Annotated in this window: 25 protein-coding genes, 1 tRNA gene, 1 other RNA gene and 1 riboswitch; of the genes, 14 read left to right on the forward strand and 13 right to left on the reverse strand. The window is 54.9% G+C overall.

The window, feature by feature from the left end:
- Nucleotides 1–2: 2 nt before the first annotated feature.
- Nucleotides 3–266 carry a DUF8660 family protein gene (locus tag KBY68_RS04065; protein WP_106499759.1) on the forward strand — a complete coding sequence of 88 codons (264 nt, stop codon included), beginning with the start codon at nucleotides 3–5 and terminating at the stop codon, nucleotides 264–266.
- On the opposite strand, the gene KBY68_RS04070 is transcribed toward KBY68_RS04065, so the two are convergent.
- Genes KBY68_RS04070 through egtB form a run of 5 tightly spaced genes read right to left on the reverse strand, consistent with a single transcriptional unit; the run spans nucleotide 263 to nucleotide 4,052 of the window.
- Nucleotides 263–1,036: a YdcF family protein gene (locus KBY68_RS04070; protein WP_255095972.1), complete on the reverse strand. Its 774-nt coding sequence runs from the start codon at nucleotides 1,034–1,036 to the stop codon at nucleotides 263–265. The two genes, KBY68_RS04065 and KBY68_RS04070, sit on opposite strands and share 4 nt — an antisense overlap.
- Before the next feature lie 50 nt (nucleotides 1,037–1,086).
- A complete protein-coding gene (locus tag KBY68_RS04075; protein WP_255095973.1) occupies nucleotides 1,087–1,575 on the reverse strand; it encodes a hercynine metabolism protein in 489 nt (162 codons plus the stop codon).
- The gene (locus KBY68_RS04080; RefSeq protein WP_255095974.1) at nucleotides 1,562–1,795 is read right to left on the reverse strand and encodes a hercynine metabolism small protein; all 234 of its coding nucleotides are present in this window, start codon (nucleotides 1,793–1,795) and stop codon (nucleotides 1,562–1,564) included. The genes KBY68_RS04075 and KBY68_RS04080 overlap by 14 nt, the downstream gene beginning before the upstream one ends.
- A 54-nt stretch (nucleotides 1,796–1,849) precedes the next feature.
- Complete coding sequence (gene egtD, locus KBY68_RS04085; RefSeq protein WP_255095975.1) at nucleotides 1,850–2,863, reverse strand: L-histidine N(alpha)-methyltransferase; 1,014 nt, start codon at nucleotides 2,861–2,863, stop codon at nucleotides 1,850–1,852.
- Entirely contained in the window at nucleotides 2,856–4,052 is a 1,197-nt protein-coding gene (gene egtB / locus KBY68_RS04090; RefSeq protein ID WP_255095976.1) for an ergothioneine biosynthesis protein EgtB, read from the reverse strand. The genes egtD and egtB overlap by 8 nt, the downstream gene beginning before the upstream one ends.
- A 55-nt stretch (nucleotides 4,053–4,107) precedes the next feature.
- Here egtB and KBY68_RS04095 point away from each other — a divergent pair, with 55 nt between their 5' ends.
- Nucleotides 4,108–5,109 (forward strand): cysteine synthase A, encoded by a 1,002-nt coding sequence (locus tag KBY68_RS04095; protein WP_255095977.1) that lies wholly within the window; start codon nucleotides 4,108–4,110, stop codon nucleotides 5,107–5,109.
- A 24-nt stretch (nucleotides 5,110–5,133) separates the two neighbouring features.
- Nucleotides 5,134–7,158, forward strand: a complete 2,025-nt coding sequence (locus tag KBY68_RS04100; protein ID WP_255095978.1) for a serine/threonine protein kinase — start codon at nucleotides 5,134–5,136, stop codon at nucleotides 7,156–7,158.
- Here the strand turns inward: KBY68_RS04100 and smpB are convergent.
- On the reverse strand, nucleotides 7,138–7,638 hold the full coding sequence (gene smpB, locus KBY68_RS04105) for an SsrA-binding protein SmpB (protein ID WP_106499752.1): 501 nt from the start codon (nucleotides 7,636–7,638) through the stop codon (nucleotides 7,138–7,140). The two genes, KBY68_RS04100 and smpB, sit on opposite strands and share 21 nt — an antisense overlap.
- 69 nt (nucleotides 7,639–7,707) lie before the next feature.
- On the opposite strand from smpB, the gene ruvB reads away from it, so the two are divergent.
- From ruvB to thiC, 6 genes are all read left to right on the forward strand, one after another.
- Nucleotides 7,708–8,742 carry a Holliday junction branch migration DNA helicase RuvB gene (gene ruvB, locus KBY68_RS04110; protein WP_106499751.1) on the forward strand — a complete coding sequence of 345 codons (1,035 nt, stop codon included), beginning with the start codon at nucleotides 7,708–7,710 and terminating at the stop codon, nucleotides 8,740–8,742.
- On the forward strand, nucleotides 8,742–9,551 hold the full coding sequence (locus KBY68_RS04115; RefSeq protein WP_255095979.1) for a tetratricopeptide repeat protein: 810 nt from the start codon (nucleotides 8,742–8,744) through the stop codon (nucleotides 9,549–9,551). The genes ruvB and KBY68_RS04115 overlap by 1 nt, the downstream gene beginning before the upstream one ends.
- Nucleotides 9,548–10,726: an amidohydrolase gene (locus tag KBY68_RS04120; protein WP_255095980.1), complete on the forward strand. Its 1,179-nt coding sequence runs from the start codon at nucleotides 9,548–9,550 to the stop codon at nucleotides 10,724–10,726. The genes KBY68_RS04115 and KBY68_RS04120 overlap by 4 nt, the downstream gene beginning before the upstream one ends.
- Nucleotides 10,723–10,944 (forward strand): DUF3188 domain-containing protein, encoded by a 222-nt coding sequence (locus tag KBY68_RS04125; RefSeq protein WP_106499748.1) that lies wholly within the window; start codon nucleotides 10,723–10,725, stop codon nucleotides 10,942–10,944. Before KBY68_RS04120 ends, KBY68_RS04125 begins: the two co-directional genes overlap by 4 nt.
- Nucleotides 10,941–11,474 carry a HEAT repeat domain-containing protein gene (locus KBY68_RS04130; protein ID WP_255095981.1) on the forward strand — a complete coding sequence of 178 codons (534 nt, stop codon included), beginning with the start codon at nucleotides 10,941–10,943 and terminating at the stop codon, nucleotides 11,472–11,474. The genes KBY68_RS04125 and KBY68_RS04130 overlap by 4 nt, the downstream gene beginning before the upstream one ends.
- Nucleotides 11,475–11,580: riboswitch (TPP riboswitch) on the forward strand. It abuts the gene before it with no gap.
- Between the two features lie 29 nt (nucleotides 11,581–11,609).
- Nucleotides 11,610–13,016, forward strand: coding sequence for a phosphomethylpyrimidine synthase ThiC (gene thiC / locus KBY68_RS04135; protein WP_255095982.1), 1,407 nt, complete (start codon nucleotides 11,610–11,612; stop codon nucleotides 13,014–13,016).
- Nucleotides 13,017–13,095: 79 nt separating this feature from the next.
- On the opposite strand, the gene tkt is transcribed toward thiC, so the two are convergent.
- The 3 genes from tkt to acpP are packed head-to-tail and all read right to left on the reverse strand — an operon-like array spanning nucleotide 13,096 to nucleotide 16,640.
- Nucleotides 13,096–15,102, reverse strand: coding sequence for a transketolase (tkt, locus tag KBY68_RS04140; RefSeq protein WP_106499599.1), 2,007 nt, complete (start codon nucleotides 15,100–15,102; stop codon nucleotides 13,096–13,098).
- A 32-nt stretch (nucleotides 15,103–15,134) separates the two neighbouring features.
- Complete coding sequence (gene fabF, locus KBY68_RS04145; protein WP_255095983.1) at nucleotides 15,135–16,382, reverse strand: beta-ketoacyl-ACP synthase II; 1,248 nt, start codon at nucleotides 16,380–16,382, stop codon at nucleotides 15,135–15,137.
- An 18-nt stretch (nucleotides 16,383–16,400) separates the two neighbouring features.
- Entirely contained in the window at nucleotides 16,401–16,640 is a 240-nt protein-coding gene (acpP, locus tag KBY68_RS04150) for an acyl carrier protein (protein WP_255095984.1), read from the reverse strand.
- Between the two features lie 138 nt (nucleotides 16,641–16,778).
- Between acpP and psaC the strand changes: the two genes are divergently transcribed.
- Both psaC and glmS read left to right on the forward strand, forming a co-directional pair.
- Nucleotides 16,779–17,024, forward strand: coding sequence for a photosystem I iron-sulfur center protein PsaC (psaC, locus tag KBY68_RS04155; protein WP_106499596.1), 246 nt, complete (start codon nucleotides 16,779–16,781; stop codon nucleotides 17,022–17,024).
- Between the two features lie 27 nt (nucleotides 17,025–17,051).
- The gene (glmS, locus tag KBY68_RS04160) at nucleotides 17,052–18,938 is read left to right on the forward strand and encodes a glutamine--fructose-6-phosphate transaminase (isomerizing) (protein WP_106499595.1); all 1,887 of its coding nucleotides are present in this window, start codon (nucleotides 17,052–17,054) and stop codon (nucleotides 18,936–18,938) included.
- Nucleotides 18,939–18,954: 16 nt separating this feature from the next.
- On the opposite strand, the gene KBY68_RS04165 is transcribed toward glmS, so the two are convergent.
- Nucleotides 18,955–20,418, reverse strand: coding sequence for a mannose-1-phosphate guanylyltransferase/mannose-6-phosphate isomerase (locus KBY68_RS04165; RefSeq protein WP_315855645.1), 1,464 nt, complete (start codon nucleotides 20,416–20,418; stop codon nucleotides 18,955–18,957).
- 44 nt (nucleotides 20,419–20,462) lie between these two features.
- Here KBY68_RS04165 and KBY68_RS04170 point away from each other — a divergent pair, with 44 nt between their 5' ends.
- Complete coding sequence (locus KBY68_RS04170; RefSeq protein ID WP_255095985.1) at nucleotides 20,463–21,629, forward strand: CorA family divalent cation transporter; 1,167 nt, start codon at nucleotides 20,463–20,465, stop codon at nucleotides 21,627–21,629.
- Here the strand turns inward: KBY68_RS04170 and rimM are convergent.
- Nucleotides 21,626–22,165, reverse strand: coding sequence for a ribosome maturation factor RimM (rimM, locus tag KBY68_RS04175; RefSeq protein ID WP_390634977.1), 540 nt, complete (start codon nucleotides 22,163–22,165; stop codon nucleotides 21,626–21,628). The genes KBY68_RS04170 and rimM overlap by 4 nt on opposite strands.
- Before the next feature lie 24 nt (nucleotides 22,166–22,189).
- Between rimM and KBY68_RS04180 the strand changes: the two genes are divergently transcribed.
- Nucleotides 22,190–22,363, forward strand: coding sequence for an NAD(P)H dehydrogenase subunit NdhS (locus KBY68_RS04180; protein WP_106499606.1), 174 nt, complete (start codon nucleotides 22,190–22,192; stop codon nucleotides 22,361–22,363).
- Here KBY68_RS04180 and rnc read toward each other — a convergent pair.
- Nucleotides 22,344–23,021 carry a ribonuclease III gene (gene rnc / locus KBY68_RS04185; RefSeq protein WP_106499605.1) on the reverse strand — a complete coding sequence of 226 codons (678 nt, stop codon included), beginning with the start codon at nucleotides 23,019–23,021 and terminating at the stop codon, nucleotides 22,344–22,346. The genes KBY68_RS04180 and rnc overlap by 20 nt on opposite strands.
- 11 nt (nucleotides 23,022–23,032) lie before the next feature.
- Nucleotides 23,033–23,405: RNase P RNA component class A (gene rnpB / locus KBY68_RS04190), an RNA gene on the reverse strand.
- Nucleotides 23,406–23,445: 40 nt separating this feature from the next.
- Between rnpB and KBY68_RS04195 the strand changes: the two genes are divergently transcribed.
- Nucleotides 23,446–23,519 (forward strand) — tRNA-Arg (locus KBY68_RS04195).
- The last annotated feature ends 183 nt before the right edge of the window (nucleotides 23,520–23,702 follow it).

Raw genomic sequence — 23,702 nt, forward strand, 5'->3', positions numbered from 1 at the left:
GCATGAGTGGCGAGCGCGTTGGATTTCGTTTTACCCACGCTGATGCTGTGGTGAAGCGCAACCCCCAGGGCAGGTCCCGCAGGGGTTGGGTAATGGAAGCCGTTGAACAAACCACCAGCCGCGGCACAAAAATGCCTGCCTATCGGATTCGTTGGCGAGATAGTGAACGTCCTGAGATTGTGCTGCAACACATGTTGATTGCTGATCCCGATCCCACACCCCCACCTGAAGGTGTAAATCTGGTGCCTAAAGCCCCTAAGGTTTAAGCTGCATCCCCCTTTAGTTGGTAGATAAATAAGCCTAGATATTCTTTAATCACGAGGCTGCTTAGATATAGATCTTTTGCATCTGGAATTAGTTTTTCTAAGCTGCTTGCTAATGATAATGAGCCTCTATTTTGCCTGCTCGGCAGTTGATAATCGCAGCTAACAGGAATTACCTCAATGGCTTGTTGAACGCCTGAGTTTGTTGATACATGCTTATTAAAGCTTGCAAGTGCCCTGGGCATATGAATGGCGCTGGTTACTAATAGTATGCGTTGCCAACCTTTTTGCTTGCTAAGTTTGGCTATGGCTTTTGCTTCTTCCGCCGTGGTGCGGGAATTAGGATTGGTCAAAATGTTCTTGGCGGGAATTCCCAGCTCAATTGCTAAATTGCGAGCAGATAGGGCTTCTGGTAAGGCGGGATCATTGCTGTTAAAACTAACTTGAGCACCACTGGTAATTAACAAAGCGGCTTTATTTTGGCGAAATAAACGTAACCCGGTGAGAAGGCGGTCTCCAGCTTCTGATACCTCTACCGCAGCTCGAGGAGCTAAGGCTGGCTTTAATCCTCCGCCAAGTACCAAAATTGCATCAGCTTTTGGAATTGGATTTGGGGTTAGGGCAGCGCTGCGTTCTTCTAAGCTCCAAACCAATTGATCACTAACGATTGGCATTGCTGGCAGGGTAATTATTACCAGAGCGCCACAAGCACACCAGGGCGACCAGCGGCGACGGTTATTTAAAATGGCAATTGTTTGAAGCATTATGGCCATACCTAAGGGGTAGAGCAATAAGGGCAGCAATTTAGTTAATAAAAATCCCATTATCGTTGCTTACGTTTTAAATCTTCTAAGGCTTGATCTGTTTCAAATTTTTCCCAGGCTGTTTCTATATCTTGTTTGTATTTTGGTTTGTTGTTGTTTGGGTTTGGAATTTGTTCTAATTCTTGGCGCAGTTTTTGATCTTCAACACCGAGTTCTGCTAGGGCCTGCCAGCAATCCCTGCCCTTGCCCATCAATTGGCCTAGGTGGTCTTGGGCCTGGGCTGCTAAATCCGTGGCATTTGCTTTGTGTGCCCGTTCCACCCTTTGGCGCCATTGCTTAATTTCAGCGCTAAGTTTGCATAATTTGCTTCTTAATTGGTCGGCTTGTTCGTTAATTGTTTGCAAACGAAGTTGTAAGCGTTTCTGTTTTTGATTCGCTTCTTCTTTTTCAAGTAATTCCTTTTGGCTTGGGTGATCATCTAGAAACCGATCAAACTGGCGTTCCAGTTCTTGCTCAATTTCCTGCCACCAATTGTTAGTTGATTGCATCCGGCGCCCGGGTAATTACTGGAGCTTCAATCTCCTCTTCTAGGGCACTGATCGCCCCATCCCGCGAGCGCAGTAACAATTGGGTGAGCCTTGCTACGGCACCCTCGCCCATGTCTTCTGTGCCAATGGCATCAAAGGCGCGCCGATAGGTGGCTTCTAATTCTTCAATCAATGATTCCCGCACCCTGCGCACTAAGGCACGCTGTTCTTCCCTTCCCATGGCATTTAGTTTGAGTGCTGCTTGGCAGTCTGCCCGGCAACGGTCCCTTTTCCCTCAGCCGAGTAGGTGCAGGCTGTAGCCATCCGTGGCATCACAGCAGCGCTCAAGCCCTTGCCAGCCGGCCCTTGCCGCTAGATTTTGGAATGCTTCAGGCGAATACTTGTAGCTGTATTCAGTAATTAATTGCTCACCTGCTGCAAAAAATATCTCTTCACCTAAGAGCAGCATCCGTTGAGGTTCCCTGCTCACGAGGGCCATGGCAATCCTCTGCTCTTTTTCCTGCCACTGGGCCAGATAACTAAAGCCAGCTGGATCCAATTCTGCCTTTAAATCCCGCTGCAGGCGCAATAGCAAATTGCTAGCAAAAGCGGCTGAAACCCCCGCTGCATCGTTATAGGCCGCTTCCAGCAGGGCGCGCTGCTTGGGTTGATCGATGCCAATTAATAGCAAGCCCTTAGGCCCTAGTAGTTGCTTTAGCTGGCGAAGAAAACCTATCGCTTCGTCTGGTTCAAAATTACCCAGGGAACTACCGGGGAAAAAGCCAAGCCTGGGCCTTGAGAATAAATCTGATAAATGCAATTGCTTTTCATCTAAATCACTTTTATCTAAATCACTCACATTTAAATTAGCTAAATCAAAGGAGCCGCTGAAATCAGCGCAAATTCCCAGCATCGGCACATGGGGATAGCAGGCCTGGAGACGGGCACCTGCTGTTCGCAAATGATTGGCATTTATGTCGATGGCTAGGTAGGCAGGATCCGCCAAAACATCAAGCAATGGCCCAACCTTTTCGGCGCTGCCCGCACCAAATTCCAACACCAAGCCACCTGCGGGTAAGTATCTACACAGCTTGGCTGCATGCTTGTGCAACAGCTCGAGTTCGGTGCTGGTGAGGGTGTATTCAGGCTGTAAACAAATCTGATCAAATAGGGCGGAACCCTCGCTGTTGTAGAGCAACCAGGCGGGCAATTGTTTAGGGCAACGGGCCAAGCCAGCCAGCACCACCGCCGCCAGATCAGCCGGGCTGGGGTGTAAATCAATCAGTGGAAAGCCTGTGTAATTAGCCATCCCATGCCAGGCGCAGGCCAGCAGCTTGCCAGCGACAGGCGGGGGCAAAGAAATTGCGATAGGTGCGGCGGCTATGACCCCTGGGCGTGAGAAAACTGCTGCCCCGCAACACCATTTGGGAACTCATGAATTTGCCGTTGTATTCACCAATTGCGCCCATGGCTGGCTTGTAGCCGGGGTAGGGCCCATAGGCGGAATTGGTCCATTGCCATAAACAGCCAAAGGCTTGGGGTAGATCCGGTTGTTGCTGCACGGCCACTTCCCATTCCATTTCCGTTGGTAGGCGCGCGCCAGCCCAGCGGGCATAGGCATCAGCCTCAAACCAGCTGATGTGTTGCACTGGCGCCGTTGGTTGCCTTGGCTGCAGGCCCCTGAGGCTGAATTCCATCCGATCAGCCCGCCAATAGCGCGGTGCTTGCCATTGCCTTTGCTGCCTAATTGCCCAGCCTTCTGCCATCCAAAGGAGTGGATTGTTGTAGCCGCCATCAAGCTGAAAGGCTTCAAACTCAGCATTGCTAACAAGACCTTTGCTAAGCCGCCATGGCTCTAACCACACCCGATGTTGGGGCGCTTCGTTATCAAAGTGAAAGCCTTGGCTTAGCGGGTTATGGCCGATTGCTGCTAGGCCACCTTCAAAACTAAAGCAACCAGTTTGGCTTGGTTCGCAGGGAGCCGTTGGTGCATCGCTGGCATAAACCGGATCCAGGGGATTGCGGCTGAAGCCATCCAGCAGATCCATCAGCAGTAATTCCTGGTGTTGCTGCTCATGCTCGATTCCGAGCTGAATCAGATCGGTAATTGGCTTTGCTGGAGCCTCCGTGAGCCAGAGCTGCAGGGCCCCATCAACACGCTGGCGCCATGCCAACAGCTCCCGCATCGGCGGCCGGCTCAGCAAACCCCTTTGCGGCCTGGGGTGGCGAGGCCCAGCACTTTCGTAGTAGCTGTTAAACAGCACCAACCACGGCTCCGGTGGCCCCTGCCAGCCAGGCCGATGGGGCTTGAGCAGAAATGTTTCAAAAAACCAGGTGGTGTGCGCTAGGTGCCATTTAGGTGGACTGGCATCGGCCATGCCCTGCAGCAGTAAATCCTCTGGCTCCAGGGGGGTAATTAGGGCCTCACTGGCTGCCCGCACAAGGTGCAGCTGCTCCCCGAGGGGAGTTTGAACTGCGGTAGGTGAACAGCTGATCATCCCTCGACGGGGCGGTGGCGGGACCTTAGCCTGCGGCGTAGGAATCGGCATTGGTATGGGCATCACCAGGGGGTTTGTGGGGGCCGTGGGCCATACACCCCTGATCCGTTTAGAGCATTTCAGTGCCGTGAGCGGATGTGAAATCCTTGGCAAGGCGGAATTTATGAACCCTGGTGGTTCGGTAAAAGACAGAGCTGCATTAGGAATTTTGCAGGCAGCAGAGGCGGCGGGGGAGTTGCAAAAAGGTGGCACCGTTGTGGAGGGCACCGCCGGTAATACCGGCATTGGCCTCGCCCATCTCTGCAATGCCCGCGGCTATCGCTGCGTGATTGTGATTCCTGAAACGCAATCGGCTGAAAAAATTGGCCTGCTGCGCAGCCTTGGCGCTGAGGTGCGCACCGTGCCAGCGGTGCCCTACCGCGATCCAAATAATTATGTGCGGCTTTCGGGGCGGATTGCAGCAGAAATCCCTGGGGCAATCTGGGCCAATCAATTTGATAATCAGGCAAACCGCCAAGCCCATTACAGCGGCACAGGCCCTGAAATTTGGGAACAATGCGCCGGCAAGTTGGATGCCTGGGTGGCGGCTACCGGCACCGGTGGCACCTATGCCGGTGTGGCCCTCTACCTAAAAGAGTGCGATAAAAATGTTCGCTGTGTGCTGGCCGATCCCCATGGCAGCGCCCTGCACAGTTGGGCAACTACCGGAAATCTCACAATGGAGGGTAGTTCGATCACTGAAGGCATAGGAAATAGTCGGATTACGGCAAATATGGAAGCGGTGCCAATCGACGACGCGGTGCGTGTTGATGATCAAACCGCCCTACAGGTGCTCTACGAATTGCTCTGGTTTGAGGGTTTATTCATGGGTGGTTCCGTGGGCATCAATGTGGCAGCTGCCATGGAAACCGCCCGCCGATTAGGCCCCGGCCATCGCATCGTTACGGTGCTTTGTGATGGTGGTGATCGCTACCGGTCGCGGCTCTGGGAGCGAGAATGGTTGGCAAGCCGTGGCTTGCGGCAGCCTGAACGGCCAGGCCTGCCTAATCTCGCGTGATTCCTTTGCAATTTGGTTCTGGCTGTGGCATCCCCCGCTAATGCCGCTATGGGAGATCTGCTTGCTGGGCGCTATCGCCTCGAGCAGTTGCTTAGTGAATCCCCCGGGGTGCAGCTTTGGCGCGGCAGCGACACTTTGGCGGGCGGGTTAGCCGTAGCAATCCGCGGCTGGGGCGATTTAAACGAACAGAAATTGCTTTTATTGCGCCAGCGCTTGGAGCGCTTGCAAGGGGTTTTGCACCCCCAGGTGCCTCGCTTGGGGGCTTTGATCCCAGCTGAAGCAGGTTTATGGCAGGTGCGGGAATGGGTGAACGGTCGCACCTATCGAGAGCTGTTGCGCAGCCGCCAGGAACGCCAATTGGTATTTGGAGCTGGGGAGGTGCTTCTGCTCCTTAGGCAACTTTTGCCTGCTCTAGCTGCCTTACATGGGCAGGATTTAATCCACGGCGACCTAACCCCAGCCAATTTGTTGCGTCGTGATAACGATGGTTTGCCTGTATTGATCGACTTTGGCCTGCAGGGGGCCCCTGGCGAGGAACCACTACTAAGTGCAACCCCCGGTTACGCGCCCGTTGCCCAGGCAAAGCAGCCCCCGGCCCCCTGGATGGACCTGCACAGCATGGCTGTTACAGCGATGGTGTTGCTGAGCGGAGAAGAACCAGCTGGCTTGCTGGATCCGCAAACGATGGAATGGCGTTGGCCCGATGGTTTGGAGCTCGATCCCCTCTTTCGCCTGTTGCTAGAGCGAATGCTTAGCGTTGATCCGGAGCGGCGTTTTGCTTCTGCTGCTCAATTGCTGGAACCGTTGGCAGCCCTACCGGTGCCCGATAGCACCGGGCCCGTTGGCAGGAGCGATCGCACCGCGGTATTGGTGCCAATCAAAGCTGAAATCAAATCTGAGAATCAATCCGAACCAAAATCTCAACCCGAACCAAAATCCCAATCGGAACCGCAGCTGCCCAAACCTGCCGTTAGCAGCGCTGCCCCTAAAACCCTGCGTTTGCAAAATAAACAGCAGCGCCAGCTGGAGCGGGAACAGGCGGCGGAAGGTCGTTTCTGGCCGGTGGTGTTGGCTTTGGTGATCACTGCCCTGGTGGGTTCAGCCCTGGGTTGGTTGCTTTTAGGGCGCACCCGCCCAGGGCTAACACCAGTGCAAAATTTGCCCGGTTCGGTGAGTTTGCCGCCAGCTGAAGTTGATCAACGCCAGCAATTGCTCAATCGCTTGAAGGCTTTGCAGGTGGATCGCGATTGGTTCTTGAAATTGGTAGATCAGGGCCTGGCGGTGCAATTTCCAGAAAGGGGGGGCAAACCCCCCAGTGATTCCTTAGAAGATGCACCCCTACGCAAGATTTGGAATGATCTGGCTCAAGATTGGTTAGTGCGGGTAGAACAATTGCCCGTGGTGTTGCGCTCAAGGTTGGGTAGTTTTAAAGCTGGCGATTGGCAGGCCCGCCAGGCCAACCTCACCGCCCAAGGCCTTAGCCCCCAGGTGCTGCAGCAATTGGTGAGCAGCAGCGCCCAGAATTTATTGCCGGGTCGCAATCCCGAAACGATGCCGGATGAACCCTTCCGCCAGCTTTGGTATGCCGCTGCCCTGCGCAGCTTGGAAGGTTTGAAAGTGGAACAGTTGGAGCCAACCCCTAATTTGGCCCGCTCGCTTTCCGCTGTAGTGGATGGCCAGGGGGCCCGATTGTTCGCTGTGAAAATTCAGCCTGGTTACAAGTTGGTTTTAGGGATTAATGGAACCAATTTGATGCAGATGACAGTTTTTGGTGCCGGTGGTGAAGTGCTTGATCCCCGCGGCCCGCTGCGGGTGGTAACCCTGCCAAAGGTGAATGGATCTTTGGTGCAGGTATTAGTGCGAAACGATGGATTAGCGGCAGGCATGATCAGCCTTTCCGTGCGTGTTGACCCTCCTTTGCCAAGCGCACCTGCCAATATCCAAATACCAATGCCGGCACCAAATCCGATTCCGCAGCCCCTAAATCCGCCGCCGCCAGCGCCACCTAATCCAACGGTGCAGGAAAGTTCAGAGCCGCTTCAACGCTGAACGCAAATCTTTTTCATCCTGTTTACGCCTTTCTTCTTGGCGTTTATCATGCAGTTTGCGACCTTTAGCAAGGCCGATAACCAGCTTTATCCATGAACCTTTGAGTTGAATATTTAGCGGTATTAGAGTTAAACCTTGTTGATCTAAATTGCCCCGCAAGCGATTTATTTCCTTGCGATGGGCCAGTAGGGTGCGCACCCTCAAAGGTTCGTGATTATAAAACTTACTGGCCTGTTCATGGCCGGCAATATGTACATTATGAAGCTGCAATTCACCATTGCGAATTAAACAGAAACCATCGCGCAAATTTGCTTTGCCGGCTCTGATTGCTTTTACTTCCGTACCCAATAGTTCGATGCCGGTTTCAAGGGTTTCAAGGATTTCATAGTTGTGGCGCGCCAAGCGGTTATCGGCCAGTAGCCGCTGGGCTTCTAGCCGCTTTTTGGCTGCTGCTGTTGCGCCTTTGCCCTTCCCTGCCACGCTCTGAGCCCACTAAATGCATTCCCCAACACCATGGTGACCCATGGTTTGCCTGGGTAGCCTCAAGCCATGGCGATTCAGTCTTCCAGCGGCAACAGCCCCAAAAAAGAAACGCCGCGGCTGGTGGCAGCGGAAGCCAGTGGGGTTGAGCGCGATGGTGGCCGCGATGAGGGTTTAAGGCCTAAGCGCCTGTGCGACTACGTGGGCCAGCCGGAACTAAAGCAGGTATTAGCCATTGCCTTGGAGGCCACCCGCCAGCGCCAGGAAGCCCTCGACCATGTGCTGCTCTACGGACCGCCGGGTTTAGGTAAAACCACCATGGCCTTGGTTCTAGCCGAGGAACTGGGGGTGCGTTGTCGTATCACCAGTGCCCCTGCTTTGGAGCGCCCGCGCGACATCGTTGGTTTATTAATGAATTTGCAACCGCGGGAATTGCTTTTTATTGATGAAATTCACCGTTTAAATCGTGTTGCTGAGGAGTTGTTGTATCCGGCGATGGAGGATTTTCGCCTGGATCTAACCGTTGGCGCTGGAGCTGGTGCCCGCACCCGCAGCCTTGAGTTACCTGTTTTTACCTTGGTTGGTGCCACCACAAAAGCGGGTTCCTTGAGTTCCCCCTTGCGCGATCGCTTTGGTTTGATCCAACGGCTTGAGTTCTACAACTGCAGCGACCTTGAGGCGATTGTGGTGCGGGCAGCGGGATTATTGAAAGTTGAATTAATGCAGGAGGCAGCTGCTGAAATTGCCCGTCGCTGCCGCGGCACCCCCCGCATTGCCAACCGCCTGTTGCGGCGGGTGCGGGATTTTGCCAGCGTGAAGGGCCATGGGCCCGTAACAGCAGCGGTGGTGGAGGAAGCATTGGCCATGCATCGGGTGGATGCCCTGGGGTTAGATGCCTCCGATCGGCGCTTGTTGGAATTGCTGCTGGGTAGTTACGCCGGTGGCCCCGCTGGCCTCGATACCCTGGCGGCAGCCCTAGGGGAAGACCCAGACACCCTGGAGGGGGTTGTGGAACCATTCTTGTTGCAACTTGGTTTCCTGCAGCGCACCCCCAGGGGGAGGGTTGTTACGGAAGCGGGCCGCCGCCATCTGGAGGCAGCTTGATGCGGCGCTATCTAAGGCTTTGTTTAATTTGCTGCCTGTTGCTTGTTGGGTTTGCTTATTTGCCTAGCCCCGTTGCTGCTGCCCCAGCGTCCAGCGCTCAGCAGTTCGACCAGGCCTTAAGGGCCAGTAGGGATGGAAGTTTTACTGAAGCCCTTGAGCTGTGGAATGCGGTTATTGAACGCTCCCCTCAAGATGGCGCTGCCTGGAGCAATCGCGGCAATGTGCGCTTAGCCCTGGGTGATCCCGAAGGGGCTATCGCCGACCAAAGCAAAGCCATGCAGCTGGCACCGGAGGTGGCTGATGCCCATCTAAACCGCGGCACTGCCGAGGAATACTTAGGCCAGTGGCAGGCGGCCGCCGCCGATTACCAATGGATTTTGCAGCGGGATCCCAATAACGCCGCAGCCCACTACAACTTGGGCAATGTGGAAGGCAGCCTTGCCGATTGGCAGGCGGCAAGGCAATCGTTTCTGCTCGCGGCAGAGGTGAAACCAGGCATGGCGATGGCCCGCTCCAGCGCAGCCCTTGCTGCTTTTCAACTGGGTGAGCTTGCCGAAGCTGAATTGGAATTGCGCAATTTGATTCGCCGTTATCCCCTATTTGCCGATGCCAGGGCAGCCCTCACGGCCCTGCTGTGGGAAAAGGGCAAAGCAGGAGAAGCTGAAAGCAACTGGGCAGCAGCTTCTGGCCTCGATAGCCGCTATCGCGATTTCAACTGGCTGCTAGAGGTGCGCCGCTGGCCGCCGCTGCCAGTGCTGGCATTGCAACGGTTTTTGCAATTGGATTCCGGTGGAGCACCAGCTGCATGAGTGGCAACAACTTGGCCCTAAGTAAAGAAGAGCTGGCGGCACTGCTTGATCTACGCCGCCACCTCCATGCCCATCCGGAATTGAGCGGCGCTGAACATCACACAGCTGCATTGGTGGCTGGGGAATTAAGGCGGCTCGGCTGGCGCGTGCAGGAGGGCGTTGGCCGCACTGGGGTGCTGGCTGAATTAGGGCCCAGCAGCGGCCGTGCCATTGGTTTAAGGGTTGATATGGATGCCCTGCCCATTGAGGAATGCACTGGGCTGGCCTATGCCTCCACCACCCCTGGCTTGATGCATGCCTGTGGCCACGACATTCATACCGCTGTGGGTTTAGGCGTGGCGATGCTGCTTGCCCCATTGGCAGGGCAACTAAGTGGAACGGTGCGTTTGTTATTTCAACCGGCGGAAGAAACAGCGGAGGGGGCCCGCTGGATGCTGGCGGCTGGGGCAATTGAAGGGTTGAGCGCCCTTTTGGGGCTACACGTATTCCCGAGCATTGCTGTGGGCAGCATTGGTGTGCGCCATGGGGCCCTCACGGCCGCGGCAGCTGAATTGGAATTGGAGGTGTTGGGGGAGGCGGGCCACGGCGCAAGGCCCCATCAATCGGTGGATGCGATTTGGATTGCAGCCCGGTTAGTTAGTGGATTGCAGGAGGCGATCAGCAGGCGTTTGGATGCGTTGCAACCGGTGGTGTTGAGTTTTGGCCGCATTGAAGGCGGCCGTGCCTTCAATGTGATCGCCGATCGAGTGCGCCTGCTAGGCACCCTGCGCTGCCTTGATTGTGAGCTCTATGAACAACTGCCCGCGTGGGTGGAGAGCACAGCCGCGGCGATCTGCGCGGCCTATGGAGGCCAACTGAAGATGCAGTGGAGAGGTATTGCGCCACCGGTTCAAAACGACCCACAGCTCACGCGTTTGTTGGAAACCATTGCGGTGGAGCAATTGGGCCGTGAACAAGTTTTGGAATTAGCCCAACCAAGCCTGGGCGCTGAAGATTTTGCCCACTACCTCAACCATCTACCCGGCTGCATGTTTCGGCTTGGCGTGGCGGGGCTTGATGGTTGCGCCCCTTTGCACCATGGTGGATTTAATCCGGATGAGGCTTGTATGCCCGTAGCCGTGAATTTATTGGCAACGGCCCTAAAGCGCTGGTTGGAGCAAAACAACACACCATGAATGCCCGTTTGCCGCTTGTGATTGCCACCCCACTGCTGATCCTGTTGGCAATTGCTGCCCTGATGGGTGGCGGCCAACGCCAGGGGGCAGAGCGGCTGCAGGCCCTCCCGGCTTTGGCCATTGGCGTTGGATTGCTGGTGGTAAACGCGGCTAGTTATGGTCGCAGGAGGCGCGGTTTGTTGCGCGCCGTGAAAGAAATTAAATCCGGCACCCCATGACCAGCCCCCTGCCTGAACCAGCTGCCATGGGCATTGAGGCCATCAGGGTTGCAATTGCCAGTGGCCACACCACCTCGCGCATGCGGGCGATCACGGCGCTGCAGCCTTACAACACCGAAACCTGTGTGCCGCTGCTGCTGGAATGCTTAAACGACCAAGCATTTTTGGTGCGTTCCTTGGCTTGTATGGGCTTGGGATACAAACCAAATGAACAGGGCCGCCTTGCCCTTTTAAGGGTGTTGCAATTTGAGGGGGATCCAAATGTGAGGGCAGAAGCGGCTAATGCATTGGCCCGCCATGGCCCGGAGCTGGCGCTAAAGCCATTGCTAGAGCTATATGAGAAGGATTCCCATTGGCTGGTGCGCAGCAGCATCTTGGCTGCCCTGGCGGATGAAAAAGGTGTACCGGCTGAGGTGTTGCTGGAATTAGCAGAAAAAGCCATGGCTGATGCTGATCCCACCCTGCAGGAATCGGGTAAGCAATTGCGTTTGAAATTGCAACGCGAGCGCTTTGAACGCTTGCTAGGTTGATTGGGTCACTAGGGGTGCCGTCGCCGAAATGCCGGTGAAGGCTGAGATCACACCCTCCGAACCTGATCCGGTTAATGCCGGCGCAGGGAAGTGCAGGAAGTGCGGCGCTACCCCTCTCCGTTGAGGAAAATTGCGATGCGTAGTGCCTGGATTGAAAAGCGCCGTGGCGCCGCCGGTTTTTCTGGCAACTATTCCCAAATGCATTACGCCAGGCGGGGAGAAATCACCGAGGAAATGGCATTTGTTGCTAAAAGGGAAAATCTGCCTGAATCATTGATTTTAGAAGAGGTGGCCCGGGGAAGAATGATCATCCCCGCCAATATCAACCACCCAAACCTTGAACCGATGGCAATCGGTATTGCTAGCAAGTGCAAGGTAAATGCAAATATCGGCGCATCACCAAACGCTTCCGATATGGAAGAAGAGGTGGCTAAATTACATCTAGCAGTTAAATACGGCGCCGATACGGTGATGGATCTATCCACCGGCGGCGTTAATCTTGATGAGGTGCGCACAGCTATTATCAATGCTTCATCGGTGCCGATCGGCACGGTGCCCGTATATCAAGCTCTTGAAAGTGTGCATGGATCAATTGAGAAGTTATCAGCAGATGATTTTTTACATATTATCGAAAAGCATTGCCAGCAGGGCGTTGATTATCAAACCATTCATGCTGGTTTGTTGATTGAACATCTACCTAAGGTAAAGGGACGGATCACCGGAATAGTTAGCCGTGGCGGTGGAATTTTGGCCCAGTGGATGCTCTATCACCACAAGCAAAATCCACTATTTACCCATTTTGATGATATCTGCGAAATTTTTAAACGCTACGACTGTACTTTTTCCCTTGGTGATTCCCTAAGGCCCGGCTGTCAACACGATGCCTCCGATGAGGCGCAACTGGCTGAATTAAAAACCCTGGGTGAACTCACCCGTAGGGCTTGGAAACACGATATTCAGGTGATGGTGGAAGGCCCAGGCCACGTGCCGATGGATCAAATTGAATTCAATGTAAAAAAACAAATGGAAGAGTGTTCAGAGGCACCTTTCTATGTGTTGGGCCCACTTGTAACTGATATCGCCCCTGGTTACGACCACATCACCAGTGCCATTGGTGCTGCCCTTGCCGGCTGGCATGGCACGGCGATGCTTTGTTATGTAACACCTAAGGAGCATTTGGGTTTACCCAATGCCAATGATGTGCGCGAAGGTTTAATCGCCTACAAGATTGCAGCCCACGCCGCTGATATCGCCCGCCACCGCCCTGGCGCCCGCGACCGCGATGATGAACTAAGCCGAGCCCGTTATGCCTTTGATTGGAACAAGCAATTTGATCTATCGCTTGATCCAGAACGGGCCCGTGAATACCATGATGAAACCCTGCCCGCCGATATCTATAAGCAAGCAGAGTTTTGCTCCATGTGCGGGCCCAAGCACTGCCCGATGCAAACCAAGATCACCGATGAGGATTTAGCAGGATTAGAAGATGTGTTAAAAGCCCAAGAACTTACTAAGCAATCGGTAGTTGCGACAGCCAAATAAGTAGTTTTAAGTAGTATTTTAGGCAAAAGAAAAGCCCCGCTTTTGCGGGGCTTTTTTATGTTGCAGTTGCTTGATTGAATCAGCCCAACAACGCCTTTGATTTAGCAACAACGTTTTCTACGGTGAAGCCAAACTCCTTCATGCAGGTGCCGCCGGGGGCAGAGGCACCAAAGCGATTCATGGTAACGCTATCGCCATCGAGGCCGATGAACTTATGCCAGCCGAAGGATTCAGCGGCTTCCACCACAATCCGCTTGCGAATTGCATTGGGCAGCACTTCCTCTTGGTAAGCAGCACTCTGCTCAAGGAACAATTCAACGCAGGGCATGCTCACTACCCGCACCTTGCGGCCATCAGCTGTTAGTTGTTTAGCGGCTTGCACACAGAGATCAAGTTCGGTGCCAGTGCCGATCAAGATCAGTTCAGGGCTACCACTGCAATCCTCAAGGATGTAGCCACCAAGGGCAACTTTATCGATGGCTGAATTGGCCTGGTTTGCCATTGCCTGACGGCTTAGGGCAAGTACGGAAGGGCGATGGCGATTGTTGATCGCAACCTTGTAGGCACCACTGGTTTCATTGCCATCACCAGGGCGGAATACCAGCATGTTTGGTATTGCCCTCAGGGATGGAATTGTTTCCACTGGTTGGTGGGTGGGGCCATCTTCACCAACGCCAATTGAATCGTGGGTAAGCACATAGATCACCCCTAATTCACTCAAGGCGCTGAGGCGCATGGAGCCGCGCATGTAGTCGGCAAATACCAGGAAAGTGCCGCCGTAGGGCACAAGGCCACTGCCGTGATATGCGAGGCCATTGAGGATGGCTGCCATCGCATGTTCCCGCACACCGAAGTGCAGATAGCGATTGGCTTCCGCACCTTTTTGGAAACTCTTTTCACCTTTAATATCAGTGAGGTTTGAGTGGGTTAGGTCGGCGGAACCACCAATCAGTTCAGGCAGATGGGGGGCAATTGCATTGAGGCAATTTTGTGAATATTGACGGGTAGCTAAGCCTTTATCTTCTGGGCTAAAAGTTGGCAGGCAGGCTTCCCAACCCTCAGGCAATTCACCGCGCAGCATCCGCTCAAATAGGGCTGCTTCAGTGGCGTAATTGTTGCGATAGCTGGCCAGGGTTGCATTCCAGGCCTCTTCAGCTGCGGCACCGCGATCGATTGCTTGGCGCCAGTGGTCGTAAGACTCCTGGGGAATTTCAAAGGGTCCGTATTCCCAACCCAAGGCTTCCCGGGTGAGGTTTGCTTCCTCTTCGCCAAGGGGGGCACCGTGCACACCAGCGGTGTTGCTCTTATTGGGGGAGCCGTAGCCAATGGTGGTGGTTACTTTGATCAATGAAGGGCGATCGGTAACAGCTTTTGCTGCTTCGATGGCCTTTTGAATTCCATCAACATCGGTGTTGCCATCGGCCACATGTTGCACATGCCAGCCATAGGCCTCATAGCGCTTCATCACATCTTCTGTGAATGAAACTTCGGTGTTGCCGTCGATGGTGATGTGGTTGTCGTCGTAGAGGGCAATTAATTTGCCCAGCTTCAGGTGGCCGGCCAGGGAGCAAGCTTCGGAGGAAATACCCTCTTGATTACAACCATCACCCATGATCACGTAGGTGTAGTGATCAACCAAGTTGCAATCGGGCCGATTGAATTTTGCGGCCAGGTGAGCTTCAGCAATCGCCAAACCAACGGCATTGGCAATACCAGCGCCAAGGGGTCCGGTGGTTACTTCAACACCGGCGGTTTCAAATGTTTCGGGGTGGCCGGGGGTGCGGGAGCCCCACTGGCGGAATTGTTTGATGTCTTCAATCGTTACCGAGTCGTAACCGCTTAGGTGCAGCAGCGCATAAAGCAACATGCAGCCATGGCCGGCGGAAAGCACAAAACGGTCGCGATTAAACCACTTGGGATTTTTGGGGTTGTGGCTTAATACCCGATCCCAAAGGGCGTAGGCCATGGGGGCGCAACCCATCGGCAGGCCGGGGTGGCCACTTTTGGATTTATTAACGCCATCAACCGCAAGGAAGCGGATGCTGTTAACGCAAAGGGTGTTTAGCGATGCTGAGGCGGCGGCCATGGGGTTTTAGGAGGGGGCTGAGGGGGAGCCCGTCACGCAAAGCGACGGAAAGCTAGGCAGACGTTATGGCCGCCGAATCCAAATGAATTGGAGAGGGCCGTGTTGATTATCTGCTCTCGGGCCTGGTTGGGTACGACATCCAGATCACAGGCGGGATCCGGATTTTGATAGTTGATCGTGGGAGGCACCACCCCATGGCCGATCGCTAGCACTGCAGCAACAGCTTCAATGCCACCACTGCCACCGAGCAGATGGCCGGTCATGGATTTAGTGGAGCTCACGGGAATTTGCCGGGCCCTAGGGCCAAGGGCGGTTTTGATTGCCGCCGTTTCATTGCTGTCGTTGGCGGGGGTGCTGGTGCCATGGGCATTCACGTAATCCACCTGCTCGGCTTCCAGTTGGGCATCCAGCAAAGCAAGGGCCATGGCCCTTGCACCGCCAGCACCGCCAGGGGTTGGTGAGGTGATGTGGTGGGCATCACAGGTGCTGCCGTAGCCAACCACTTCAGCCAGGATCGCTGCCCCCCGGGCCTGGGCATAGCTGAGGCTTTCTAAAATCAATACTCCTGAGCCTTCGCCGATCACAAAACCATCCCTTTCGGCATCAAAGGGACGGCTGGCGCTGGCGGGGTCGTTGTTGCGAAAGGAAAGGGCCTTGGCACTGGCAAAACCTGCCACCCCAAGGGGGGTGATGGCGGATTCAGCGCCGCCGCACACCATCGCATCGGCATGGCCGTTTTGGATGAGGCGAAAGGCATCACCAATGGCATTTGAGCCAGCGGCGCAGGCCGTGGCAACAGCCGAGCTGGGGCCTTGGGCGCCGAGGGCAATCGCCACCAGGCCAGTGGCCATGTTGGGGATCATCATCGGCACGGTGAAAGGGCTCACCCGGCTAGGACCCTTGTCTTTAAGCACATGGGCCTGGCTTTCCATCATCAATAAACCCCCCACCCCAGAGCCGATGATCACACCGATCCGCTGGCGGTTGGCATCACTGATCAGCAAACCGCTCTGGGCCAAGGCCTCCTTGGCTGCAACCACGCCGAATTGGCAAAAGCGATCCCAACGTTTTGCCTCTTTGGGGTCGATCAAACCGGTGGGATCAAATGCCTTCACCTCCGCCGCAAAGCGACAGGCATGGGCACTGGCGTCAAACAGGGTGATCGGTGCCACCCCATTTGCGCCTTGGCACAGGCCAGCCCAGTAGGCAGAAGTGGTGTTGCCAATGGGTGTAACGGAGCCAAGACCCGTTATCACCACCCGGCGGGAGGTTTCAACCATCGCGATGCCTCAGCGGGATCAGGCTTGTTTTTCAGTGATGTATTTCACGGCGTCACCAACGGTGGTGATGCCTTCAGCTGCTTCGTCGGGGATTTCGATATCGAAAGCCTCCTCAAGGGCCATCACCAATTCAACGGTGTCGAGGGAATCAGCCCCCAAGTCGTTTTGGAAGTTTGATTCAGGCTTCACTTCTGCGGCATCGACGCTGAGTTGCTCAGCAACGATCGAACGCACCTTTTCGAGAATTTCCTGGGACATGGGCCGCGGCAGCTTGGCGGGGGGCATCCTACGGGCCCGCCAAGCAGAGCATTAACAAGGGTGACGGGGATGGCCCTTTTAGGTGCGATCGGGCGATGCGCAAGTAGTTTGAGAAAACGGTTTGCTATCGGCCCGGGCATGTCCCATTCCGTCAAGATCTACGACACATGCATTGGTTGCACCCAGTGCGTGCGCGCCTGTCCCCTCGATGTGCTCGAAATGGTGCCCTGGGATGGCTGTAAGGCTGCCCAGATCGCCTCATCCCCCCGCACTGAGGATTGTGTTGGTTGCAAGCGTTGCGAAACGGCTTGTCCCACCGATTTCATCAGCATCCGTGTTTATCTCGGTGATGAAACCACCCGTTCCATGGGCTTGGCCTACTAAACGGGATTTTTTCCTCACTAAAACTGCATGTGCGGCATCGTTGCGGTAATTGGCACTCGGGATGCCGCGCCACTCTTGCTGGATGGCTTAAGGCAGCTTGAATATCGCGGCTACGACTCCGCTGGGATTGCCACGGTGCAAGCAGGCGAGCTCAATTGCCTTAAGGCGGAAGGAAAATTAATAAATCTCACCGCCTTGGTGGAAGAGCGCGGTGCCGTTGGCCATTGCGGCATCGGCCACACCCGCTGGGCCACCCATGGCAAACCCGAGCAGCGCAATGCCCACCCTCACCTAGATGGCAACGGCAGGGTGGCGGTGGTGCAAAACGGCATCATCGAAAACCATCGCTTGCTGCGGGATCAGCTGCAGGCGGAGGGGGTGGTGTTCCTATCGGACACCGACACGGAGGTGATTCCCCACCTGATTGCTAAACAATTGCAGCAACTGCAGCAGTTGGGTGCTGCTGCTAGCGGTGCCACGCTTCTTCTGGCTGTGCAGCGCACCCTGCCAATGCTGGAGGGGGCCTACGCCCTGGCTGTGGTGTGGGCCGATTGCCCTGATGCCCTTGTGGTGGCGCGCCGCCAGGCGCCATTGCTTATTGGTTTAGGGGAAGGGGAATTTCTTTGCGCCAGTGATACCCCTGCCTTAGCTGGAATTACCCGCACAATCTTGCCCCTTGAGGATGGGGAGGTGGCCCTCTTGGGCCCCTTGGGTATTGAGCTGTATAACGGCGCCGGCGAACGCCAACAGCGGCCCCCCACCCAGTTGCGCGGCAGCGATCACGTGGCTGATAAGCGCAGCTTCCGCCATTTCATGCTCAAGGAAATCCATGAGCAACCGGAAACGGCAGCTCGATGGTTGGCCTGTCACTTCCCGGAGGGGGGTGTGGATGATCCCTTGGTGGCACTGCCCCTTGAGGTTTCTTTATTGGAGGATTTGCAGCGGATTCAAGTGTTGGCCTGCGGCACCAGCCGCCATGCCGCCCTGGTGGGTGCCTATCTCCTGGAGCAACTGGCGGGGGTACCCACCAGCGTTTATTACGCCAGTGAATTTCGCTATGCGCCGCCGCCCCTTGGGCCCAATACCCTCACGATTGGTGTTACGCAATCGGGTGAAACTGCCGACACCCTTGCGGCCCTTGCCATGGAGCAACAACGGCGGGCCGGCCATAGCGATCCTGCCTATGGAGCCCGCCTGCTGGGCATCACAAATCGCGCTGAAAGTTCTTTAGGGCGCTTGGTGCCCCATCTGATCGATATCCAAGCCGGCGTTGAGGTGGGAGTGGCAGCCACCAAAACATTTATGGGCCAGTTATTGGCCTTCTATGGGTTAGCGATTCGCTTAGCTGAATTGCGCGGCAGCCGCAGCCGCCAGGAATTGCACCAATTGGTGGCTGAATTGCGAGCTTTGCCCGCTCAATTGCAAACACTGATCGATCGTTTGGATCTGCGCTGCGCTGAACTTGCCCATTCCTTTGCTGATACCCAGGATGTGATTTATTTAGGCCGTGGTATCAACTATCCAATCGCCCTTGAGGGGGCGCTTAAGTTAAAAGAAATTAGTTATATCCATGCCGAGGGTTATCCAGCTGGCGAGATGAAACACGGGCCAATTGCGTTGCTTGATGCCCGCGTTCCAGTGGTTAGTGTGGCGGTGCCAGGCACGGTTTTCGATAAGGTATTAAGTAATGCCCAGGAGGCAAAAGCTAGGGACGCCCGCTTGATTGGTGTTGCCCCTGAAGGGCCGGATACGGAATTATTTGATGTGTTGCTACCGGTGCCTGAAGTGAATGAATTGATATCACCTTTGCTCACCTTGATTCCAATGCAGTTATTGAGTTATCACATCGCTGCCCACCGGGGCCTGGATGTGGATCAACCGCGTAATTTAGCTAAATCTGTAACGGTGGAATAGGGCTTATTAGTAAAGCTTAGTTTTTGGATTCACTGCGGCCATAATTATCTTGAAAACGCACAATATCGTCTTCTCCAAGATAGGCGCCGCTTTGCACTTCGATCATTTCCAGGGGGATTTTACCGGGGTTGCTTAGGCGGTGCTGGGCGCCGAGGGGGATGTAGGTGCTTTGATTTTCGGCCAATAGCAATTCTTCTCCATCTTTTTCCACAATCGCTGTACCCCTCACCACGATCCAATGTTCAGCGCGATGGTGATGCATTTGTAGGGATAGGGAGGCGCCGGGTTTTACTTGAATTTTTTTCACCTGCCAGCGCTCTCCTTCGGTGATGCCGTCGTAATGGCCCCAGGGGCGATAGATGCGGCGATGGGCTTGGCCTTCAGGTGCATTGCGGGCCTGCAATTGATTAACAATTTTTTTCACTTCCTGGGCGCGATCGCGATGGGCCACAAGTACGGCATCGTCGGTTTCAACTACCACAAGGTTTTCAATACCTAAGCCCACCAGCAGGCGATGTTCACTACGCAAGTAGCAATTACGTGAGCCTTCATTTATCACTTGACCGCGCAGCACATTGCCATCGGCATCTTGGTTTGCGGTTTCCCATAGGGCGCCCCAGCTGCCCACATCACTCCAGCCAGCCTGCAGCGGCAACACACTGCCAAGGCTGGTTTTTTCCATCACAGCCACATCGATGGCAAGGTTTGGGCAATTGGCAAATGATTCACGATCTAAACGCAAAAATTCCAAATCGGCGCTGTCGTTATTGAGGGCAGCGCGGCAATTATTTAATAGTTCTGGCACCAAACATTCCATTTCCGCTAGCACTGCACTGGCGCGGAATAAAAACATGCCACTGTTCCAAGTAAACCTGCCGCTGGCAAGAAATGTTTCGGCAGTTTGCACATCTGGTTTTTCAACAAAGCGGGCAATTGGCACCGGTGTTGTTGGATCTAGGCCCGCGGCGGCTTCGATATAGCCATAGCCCGTTTCCGGGGCGGTGGGCACGATGCCAAAGGTAACTAAACGGCCTGCTATTGCTGCATCACGGCCGGCATCTACGGCATCACGAAAAGTGCTTGGATCTTGAATTACATGGTCGGCAGCTAAAACCAACAGCAATGGATCTTCACCTTTGCTGGTGGCCTGCAGGGCTGCAATCGCCACTGCCGGAGCGGTATTCCTGCCCATGGGTTCAAGCAAAATACCGCTTGGCTCCACACCGATTTGACGCATCTGCTCCGCCACGATGAAGCGGTGATCCTCATTGCAGATCAACAGGGGTGGCTGCAATTGGCCAAGCCCCTGGAGCCTTTGTTGGGTTTGTTGCAACAGGGTGTGTTCACCCGCTAGGGCCCAATACTGTTTTGGGTAGCTGGCGCGGGATAGGGGCCAGAGGCGGGTGCCGGTGCCACCGCAAAGAATCACCGGCAGTAGGGGGAAATTGCTCATGGCCAGCATGCCGCGGGTTGGCGGCATCGTATCGGGGTACCTACGCTGAAGCTGCATCGCAGCTGCTACTGGTGGTTGAACCCGGAGTAACAGCGCAATTAAGCCCCCACCTTGATGGGCGCGGCCTTGCCCTAACGGCCAATGTGTTGAAGTCGCGCAGGTTGTCTGAGCGCTTGGGCGACCTGCCAGGGGCTTTGTATGTGCATGGCGGCATTGCCCCCACCTCTGTTTCGGTGTTGGCCTTTCGCCCATCCGGGGTAGAGCATCGCCAATACGTGGATATGGCGGAGCTGGAGCTATTGGTGGCTGAGGGTTGCCCCCTTTGGGTGCGGCTAAAGGGCCTTGCTGATCAGCAGTTGTTGCACCGGGTATTTGCCTGCCTTGAGGTGCCGGAGCCGATGCACCAACCCTTGATCGACACACCGCAGCGCACCCGCGTTGATGCCTTAGGTGGTGCGTTGCTGGTGGTGATGCATCGCTTGAGTGGCACCAGTGGTAACCGCTTGATTAGTGAACAGGTGGGATTGGTGCTGCTCGGCAAGGTGTTGCTTTCGGTGGAGGAGGTGCCCCGGCCGGTGGCTTTTCCTGAACTCACCCGTTGGCTAGATCAATTGCAACCGCCACCCACGGCTGGAGATATAGATGATATTTTGTTTTTTCTAATGGATGAAGTGTTGGATGAAGTGTTGCCACTACTGGAGCAACTTTCCGATGGTTTAGATGAATTAGAAGAAGCTTCAATCCGAAGGCCTAGCCCGCGGGTGTTGCGACAAGCCTATGAAATGCGGTCTACCCTGCGCCAAGTGCGGGGCATGATTTGGCCCCTACGCAGCCAGTTGATTGTGTTAATTAGGCAGAGTTATCGCGTGCTGGATAAAGGTGCCATCAAGGGTTTTAGGGAGGTTAGCAGCCATGTTGATGTGATATTTGAAACCGCTGAATTACTGCGCCATCAATGCGATGGTGTAACGGCAAGCTACATGGCAAGTATTAGCAATCGAATGAACCAAGTGATGAAAATGCTCACGATTATTTCAAGTATTTTTGTGCCGCTAACCTTTATTGCAGGTGTTTATGGAATGAATTTCAATCCTGATAAGTCCCCCTGGAATATGCCTGAACTCAATGCTTATTTTGGTTATCCAATTTGCCTTGCTTTTATGATTTTAGTTGCTGGCATTCAAATATTTATGCTCTGGCGCCGCGGTTGGTTTCAAGATTGGACAGGCACCCGCTAAGGATCCAGTAGCCCTTGGGGTGGGGTGAGCAGTAGCCAGCCAGCTGCCACATGCACCTCCGGCACGATTGGTTCCACAAATGGCACTAAACAATGGCGGCCATCGGCGCTTAGTTCAATTTCAAGCAAATCATTGCCGCCATGGTGCAAATCGATCACATGGCCAATGGCGGGCCCATCCACATCTAGCCGCACCTCTAAACCTTGAAGATCGAGCACATGGAATTCGCCTTCCTCTAATTCCGGCCGATCATTTGCATCAACCATTAATTCGTGATTCACAAGCGCTTCTGCAGCGCTGCGATCATTAATGCCTTTAAAACACACCACAAATAGGTCGCGGCCCGGCAGCTGCCGGCCGCTGATTAATTCCAAACTTTGCAATGAACCACCTGGCCGTTGCAGCCAGCGGGGGCCGGGTTCGATCAAACGGCTAGGGAAATCGGTGGCAGGCAATATGCGCACCTCACCCTTTAAACCTTGGGCTGCCACCACTTTGCCCACCACAAGATGGGGTTTAGCTAAGTTGGGATCCATTCCAGGCATGTGCGCGTTGTTCCCATGATCCTTCCCGGCAGCACCGTGCAGGTAGCAGATCCCAAATCCATCTACAACGGCTACCGCGGATTTGTGCAACGCATTAGTGGCAGTAATGCGGCGGTTTTATTTGAAGGGGGCAACTGGGACAAGCTGGTTACTATTTCGCTTAAAACCCTCACTGAAGTTGCGGTTTGAGCTTGGCTAGGGCTGCTTTTGCCGCCTGCTGTTCAGCTTCTCGGCGGGAGGCACCCCAACCACTGCCATAGGCTTTTTGCTTCAGTGATACCTGGCTAAAAAAGCGTTGGGGATTGCCGTGGCTGCGGTTGCGTTCTTCGCTTTGGTATTCGGGTAATTCAGCGAGGCTGGCTTGGCTCCATTCCTGCAGCGCTGATTTCCAGTTGTAGAGATGGGGATCGGCTTCTAATTCGCGGCAACTCAATTGCCAGTGGGGTTCCAGCCAAAGGCGTGCAGCATCTAAACCCCAACATTGATAAATGGCACCAACCAATGCTTCGCAGCATTCGGCGCGAATGGTGGCTTGGGCGGCGCTGTCGTTGGCGGCACTGGGCCCCTTTTGGATGAGCTGATCGAGTTGCAGTTGTTGGGCTAGTTCTGCCAGCCAGCGATCGCTCACCAGTTGGGCCCGCAGGCTGGAGCGTTCGCCCACTGCTAACTGGGGGTTGCGGTGTTCTAGGAATTCGGCGCAGGCCAGCCGCAGCACTGCATCACCGAGGAATTCAAGTTTTTCGTGGTTGCGGGTTTGGCCGCTGCTGCTGTGGCAAAGGGCTTCTTCTATGGGTGCCAGATTTTGGTTGCTGGCCTCAAACCCTTGGCTTTCTAGAAATTGCAGCAGGGCTGGATTAGGGGGAAAGCAGGACATAAGCCGGGTTCTGTTCGGGCTATCGCCCGGGGTAGTCATCTATCTGGGACCGTTGTTACCAACGGCCTCGAGCGGCGCACTTGTGGCGGAACCGGTTAATGGCCAACCGTGGTTCCTGGGCCTTGCTCCCAGCCGGGGTTTACCTAGCCAGCACCTCTCGATGCTGCTGGTGCGCTCTTACCGCACCCTTGCACCCTTACCTGATCCCCGAGGGGCCATCGGCGGTGTGTTTCTGTGGCACTGTCCTCACGGTCGCCCGCACTGGGCATTACCCAGCAAGCCTGGCCATTGGGGAGCCCGGACTTTCCTCAACCGGCAGCTGCAAGCAGCTGCGATTGCGACCACCTCGCCTGCTTTCCTATTTTTAATGTAAGCCGAGGGGGATAATGAATGCCATGGGGCTGTAGCTCAGCCGGATAGAGCGACGGTTTCCTAAACCGTAGGCCGTGGGTTCGAGTCCCGCCAGCCCCGTTGAGTGCTTGCTGAAACTAATTTAGCTTTAATTCTTGACGCCATTCGCTTAAGGGTCGTTCCCAGTGATCTTCTAGGCGATAACTGATTACACAGTTAGCAGTTAGGCCAAGTTCAAAGCCACGGCTGAGGGCATGTAGAAGTGGCTCTAGGGGTTTGTCATTTTGCAATGTTGAAAGCATG

Source organism: Synechococcus lacustris Maggiore-St4-Slac, from assembly GCF_024345595.1.
GTDB classification, from domain to species: Bacteria; Cyanobacteriota; Cyanobacteriia; order PCC-6307; family Cyanobiaceae; genus Synechococcus_D; species Synechococcus_D lacustris.

What these genes read in the sequence shown, in the direction of transcription:
- glmS (WP_106499595.1), top strand. Translation starts at nt 17,052, where the DNA reads ATGTGCGGCATCGTTGCGGTAATTGGCACTCGGGATGCCGCGCCACTC.
- KBY68_RS04180 (WP_106499606.1), top strand. Translation starts at nt 22,190, where the DNA reads ATGATCCTTCCCGGCAGCACCGTGCAGGTAGCAGATCCCAAATCCATC.
- thiC (WP_255095982.1), top strand. Translation starts at nt 11,610, where the DNA reads ATGCGTAGTGCCTGGATTGAAAAGCGCCGTGGCGCCGCCGGTTTTTCT.
- KBY68_RS04120 (WP_255095980.1), top strand. Translation starts at nt 9,548, where the DNA reads ATGAGTGGCAACAACTTGGCCCTAAGTAAAGAAGAGCTGGCGGCACTG.
- KBY68_RS04095 (WP_255095977.1), top strand. Translation starts at nt 4,108, where the DNA reads ATGGGCATCACCAGGGGGTTTGTGGGGGCCGTGGGCCATACACCCCTG.
- KBY68_RS04115 (WP_255095979.1), top strand. Translation starts at nt 8,742, where the DNA reads ATGCGGCGCTATCTAAGGCTTTGTTTAATTTGCTGCCTGTTGCTTGTT.
- ruvB (WP_106499751.1), top strand. Translation starts at nt 7,708, where the DNA reads ATGGCGATTCAGTCTTCCAGCGGCAACAGCCCCAAAAAAGAAACGCCG.
- tkt (WP_106499599.1), bottom strand. Translation starts at nt 15,102, where the DNA reads ATGGCCGCCGCCTCAGCATCGCTAAACACCCTTTGCGTTAACAGCATC.
- KBY68_RS04075 (WP_255095973.1), bottom strand. Translation starts at nt 1,575, where the DNA reads ATGCAATCAACTAACAATTGGTGGCAGGAAATTGAGCAAGAACTGGAA.
- KBY68_RS04165 (WP_315855645.1), bottom strand. Translation starts at nt 20,418, where the DNA reads ATGCCGCCAACCCGCGGCATGCTGGCCATGAGCAATTTCCCCCTACTG.
- psaC (WP_106499596.1), top strand. Translation starts at nt 16,779, where the DNA reads ATGTCCCATTCCGTCAAGATCTACGACACATGCATTGGTTGCACCCAG.
- egtB (WP_255095976.1), bottom strand. Translation starts at nt 4,052, where the DNA reads ATGATCAGCTGTTCACCTACCGCAGTTCAAACTCCCCTCGGGGAGCAG.
- fabF (WP_255095983.1), bottom strand. Translation starts at nt 16,382, where the DNA reads ATGGTTGAAACCTCCCGCCGGGTGGTGATAACGGGTCTTGGCTCCGTT.
- KBY68_RS04070 (WP_255095972.1), bottom strand. Translation starts at nt 1,036, where the DNA reads ATGGCCATAATGCTTCAAACAATTGCCATTTTAAATAACCGTCGCCGC.
- rimM (WP_390634977.1), bottom strand. Translation starts at nt 22,165, where the DNA reads ATGGATCCCAACTTAGCTAAACCCCATCTTGTGGTGGGCAAAGTGGTG.
- KBY68_RS04080 (WP_255095974.1), bottom strand. Translation starts at nt 1,795, where the DNA reads ATGGGAAGGGAAGAACAGCGTGCCTTAGTGCGCAGGGTGCGGGAATCA.
- egtD (WP_255095975.1), bottom strand. Translation starts at nt 2,863, where the DNA reads ATGGCTAATTACACAGGCTTTCCACTGATTGATTTACACCCCAGCCCG.
- KBY68_RS04130 (WP_255095981.1), top strand. Translation starts at nt 10,941, where the DNA reads ATGACCAGCCCCCTGCCTGAACCAGCTGCCATGGGCATTGAGGCCATC.
- acpP (WP_255095984.1), bottom strand. Translation starts at nt 16,640, where the DNA reads ATGTCCCAGGAAATTCTCGAAAAGGTGCGTTCGATCGTTGCTGAGCAA.
- KBY68_RS04125 (WP_106499748.1), top strand. Translation starts at nt 10,723, where the DNA reads ATGAATGCCCGTTTGCCGCTTGTGATTGCCACCCCACTGCTGATCCTG.
- KBY68_RS04065 (WP_106499759.1), top strand. Translation starts at nt 3, where the DNA reads ATGAGTGGCGAGCGCGTTGGATTTCGTTTTACCCACGCTGATGCTGTG.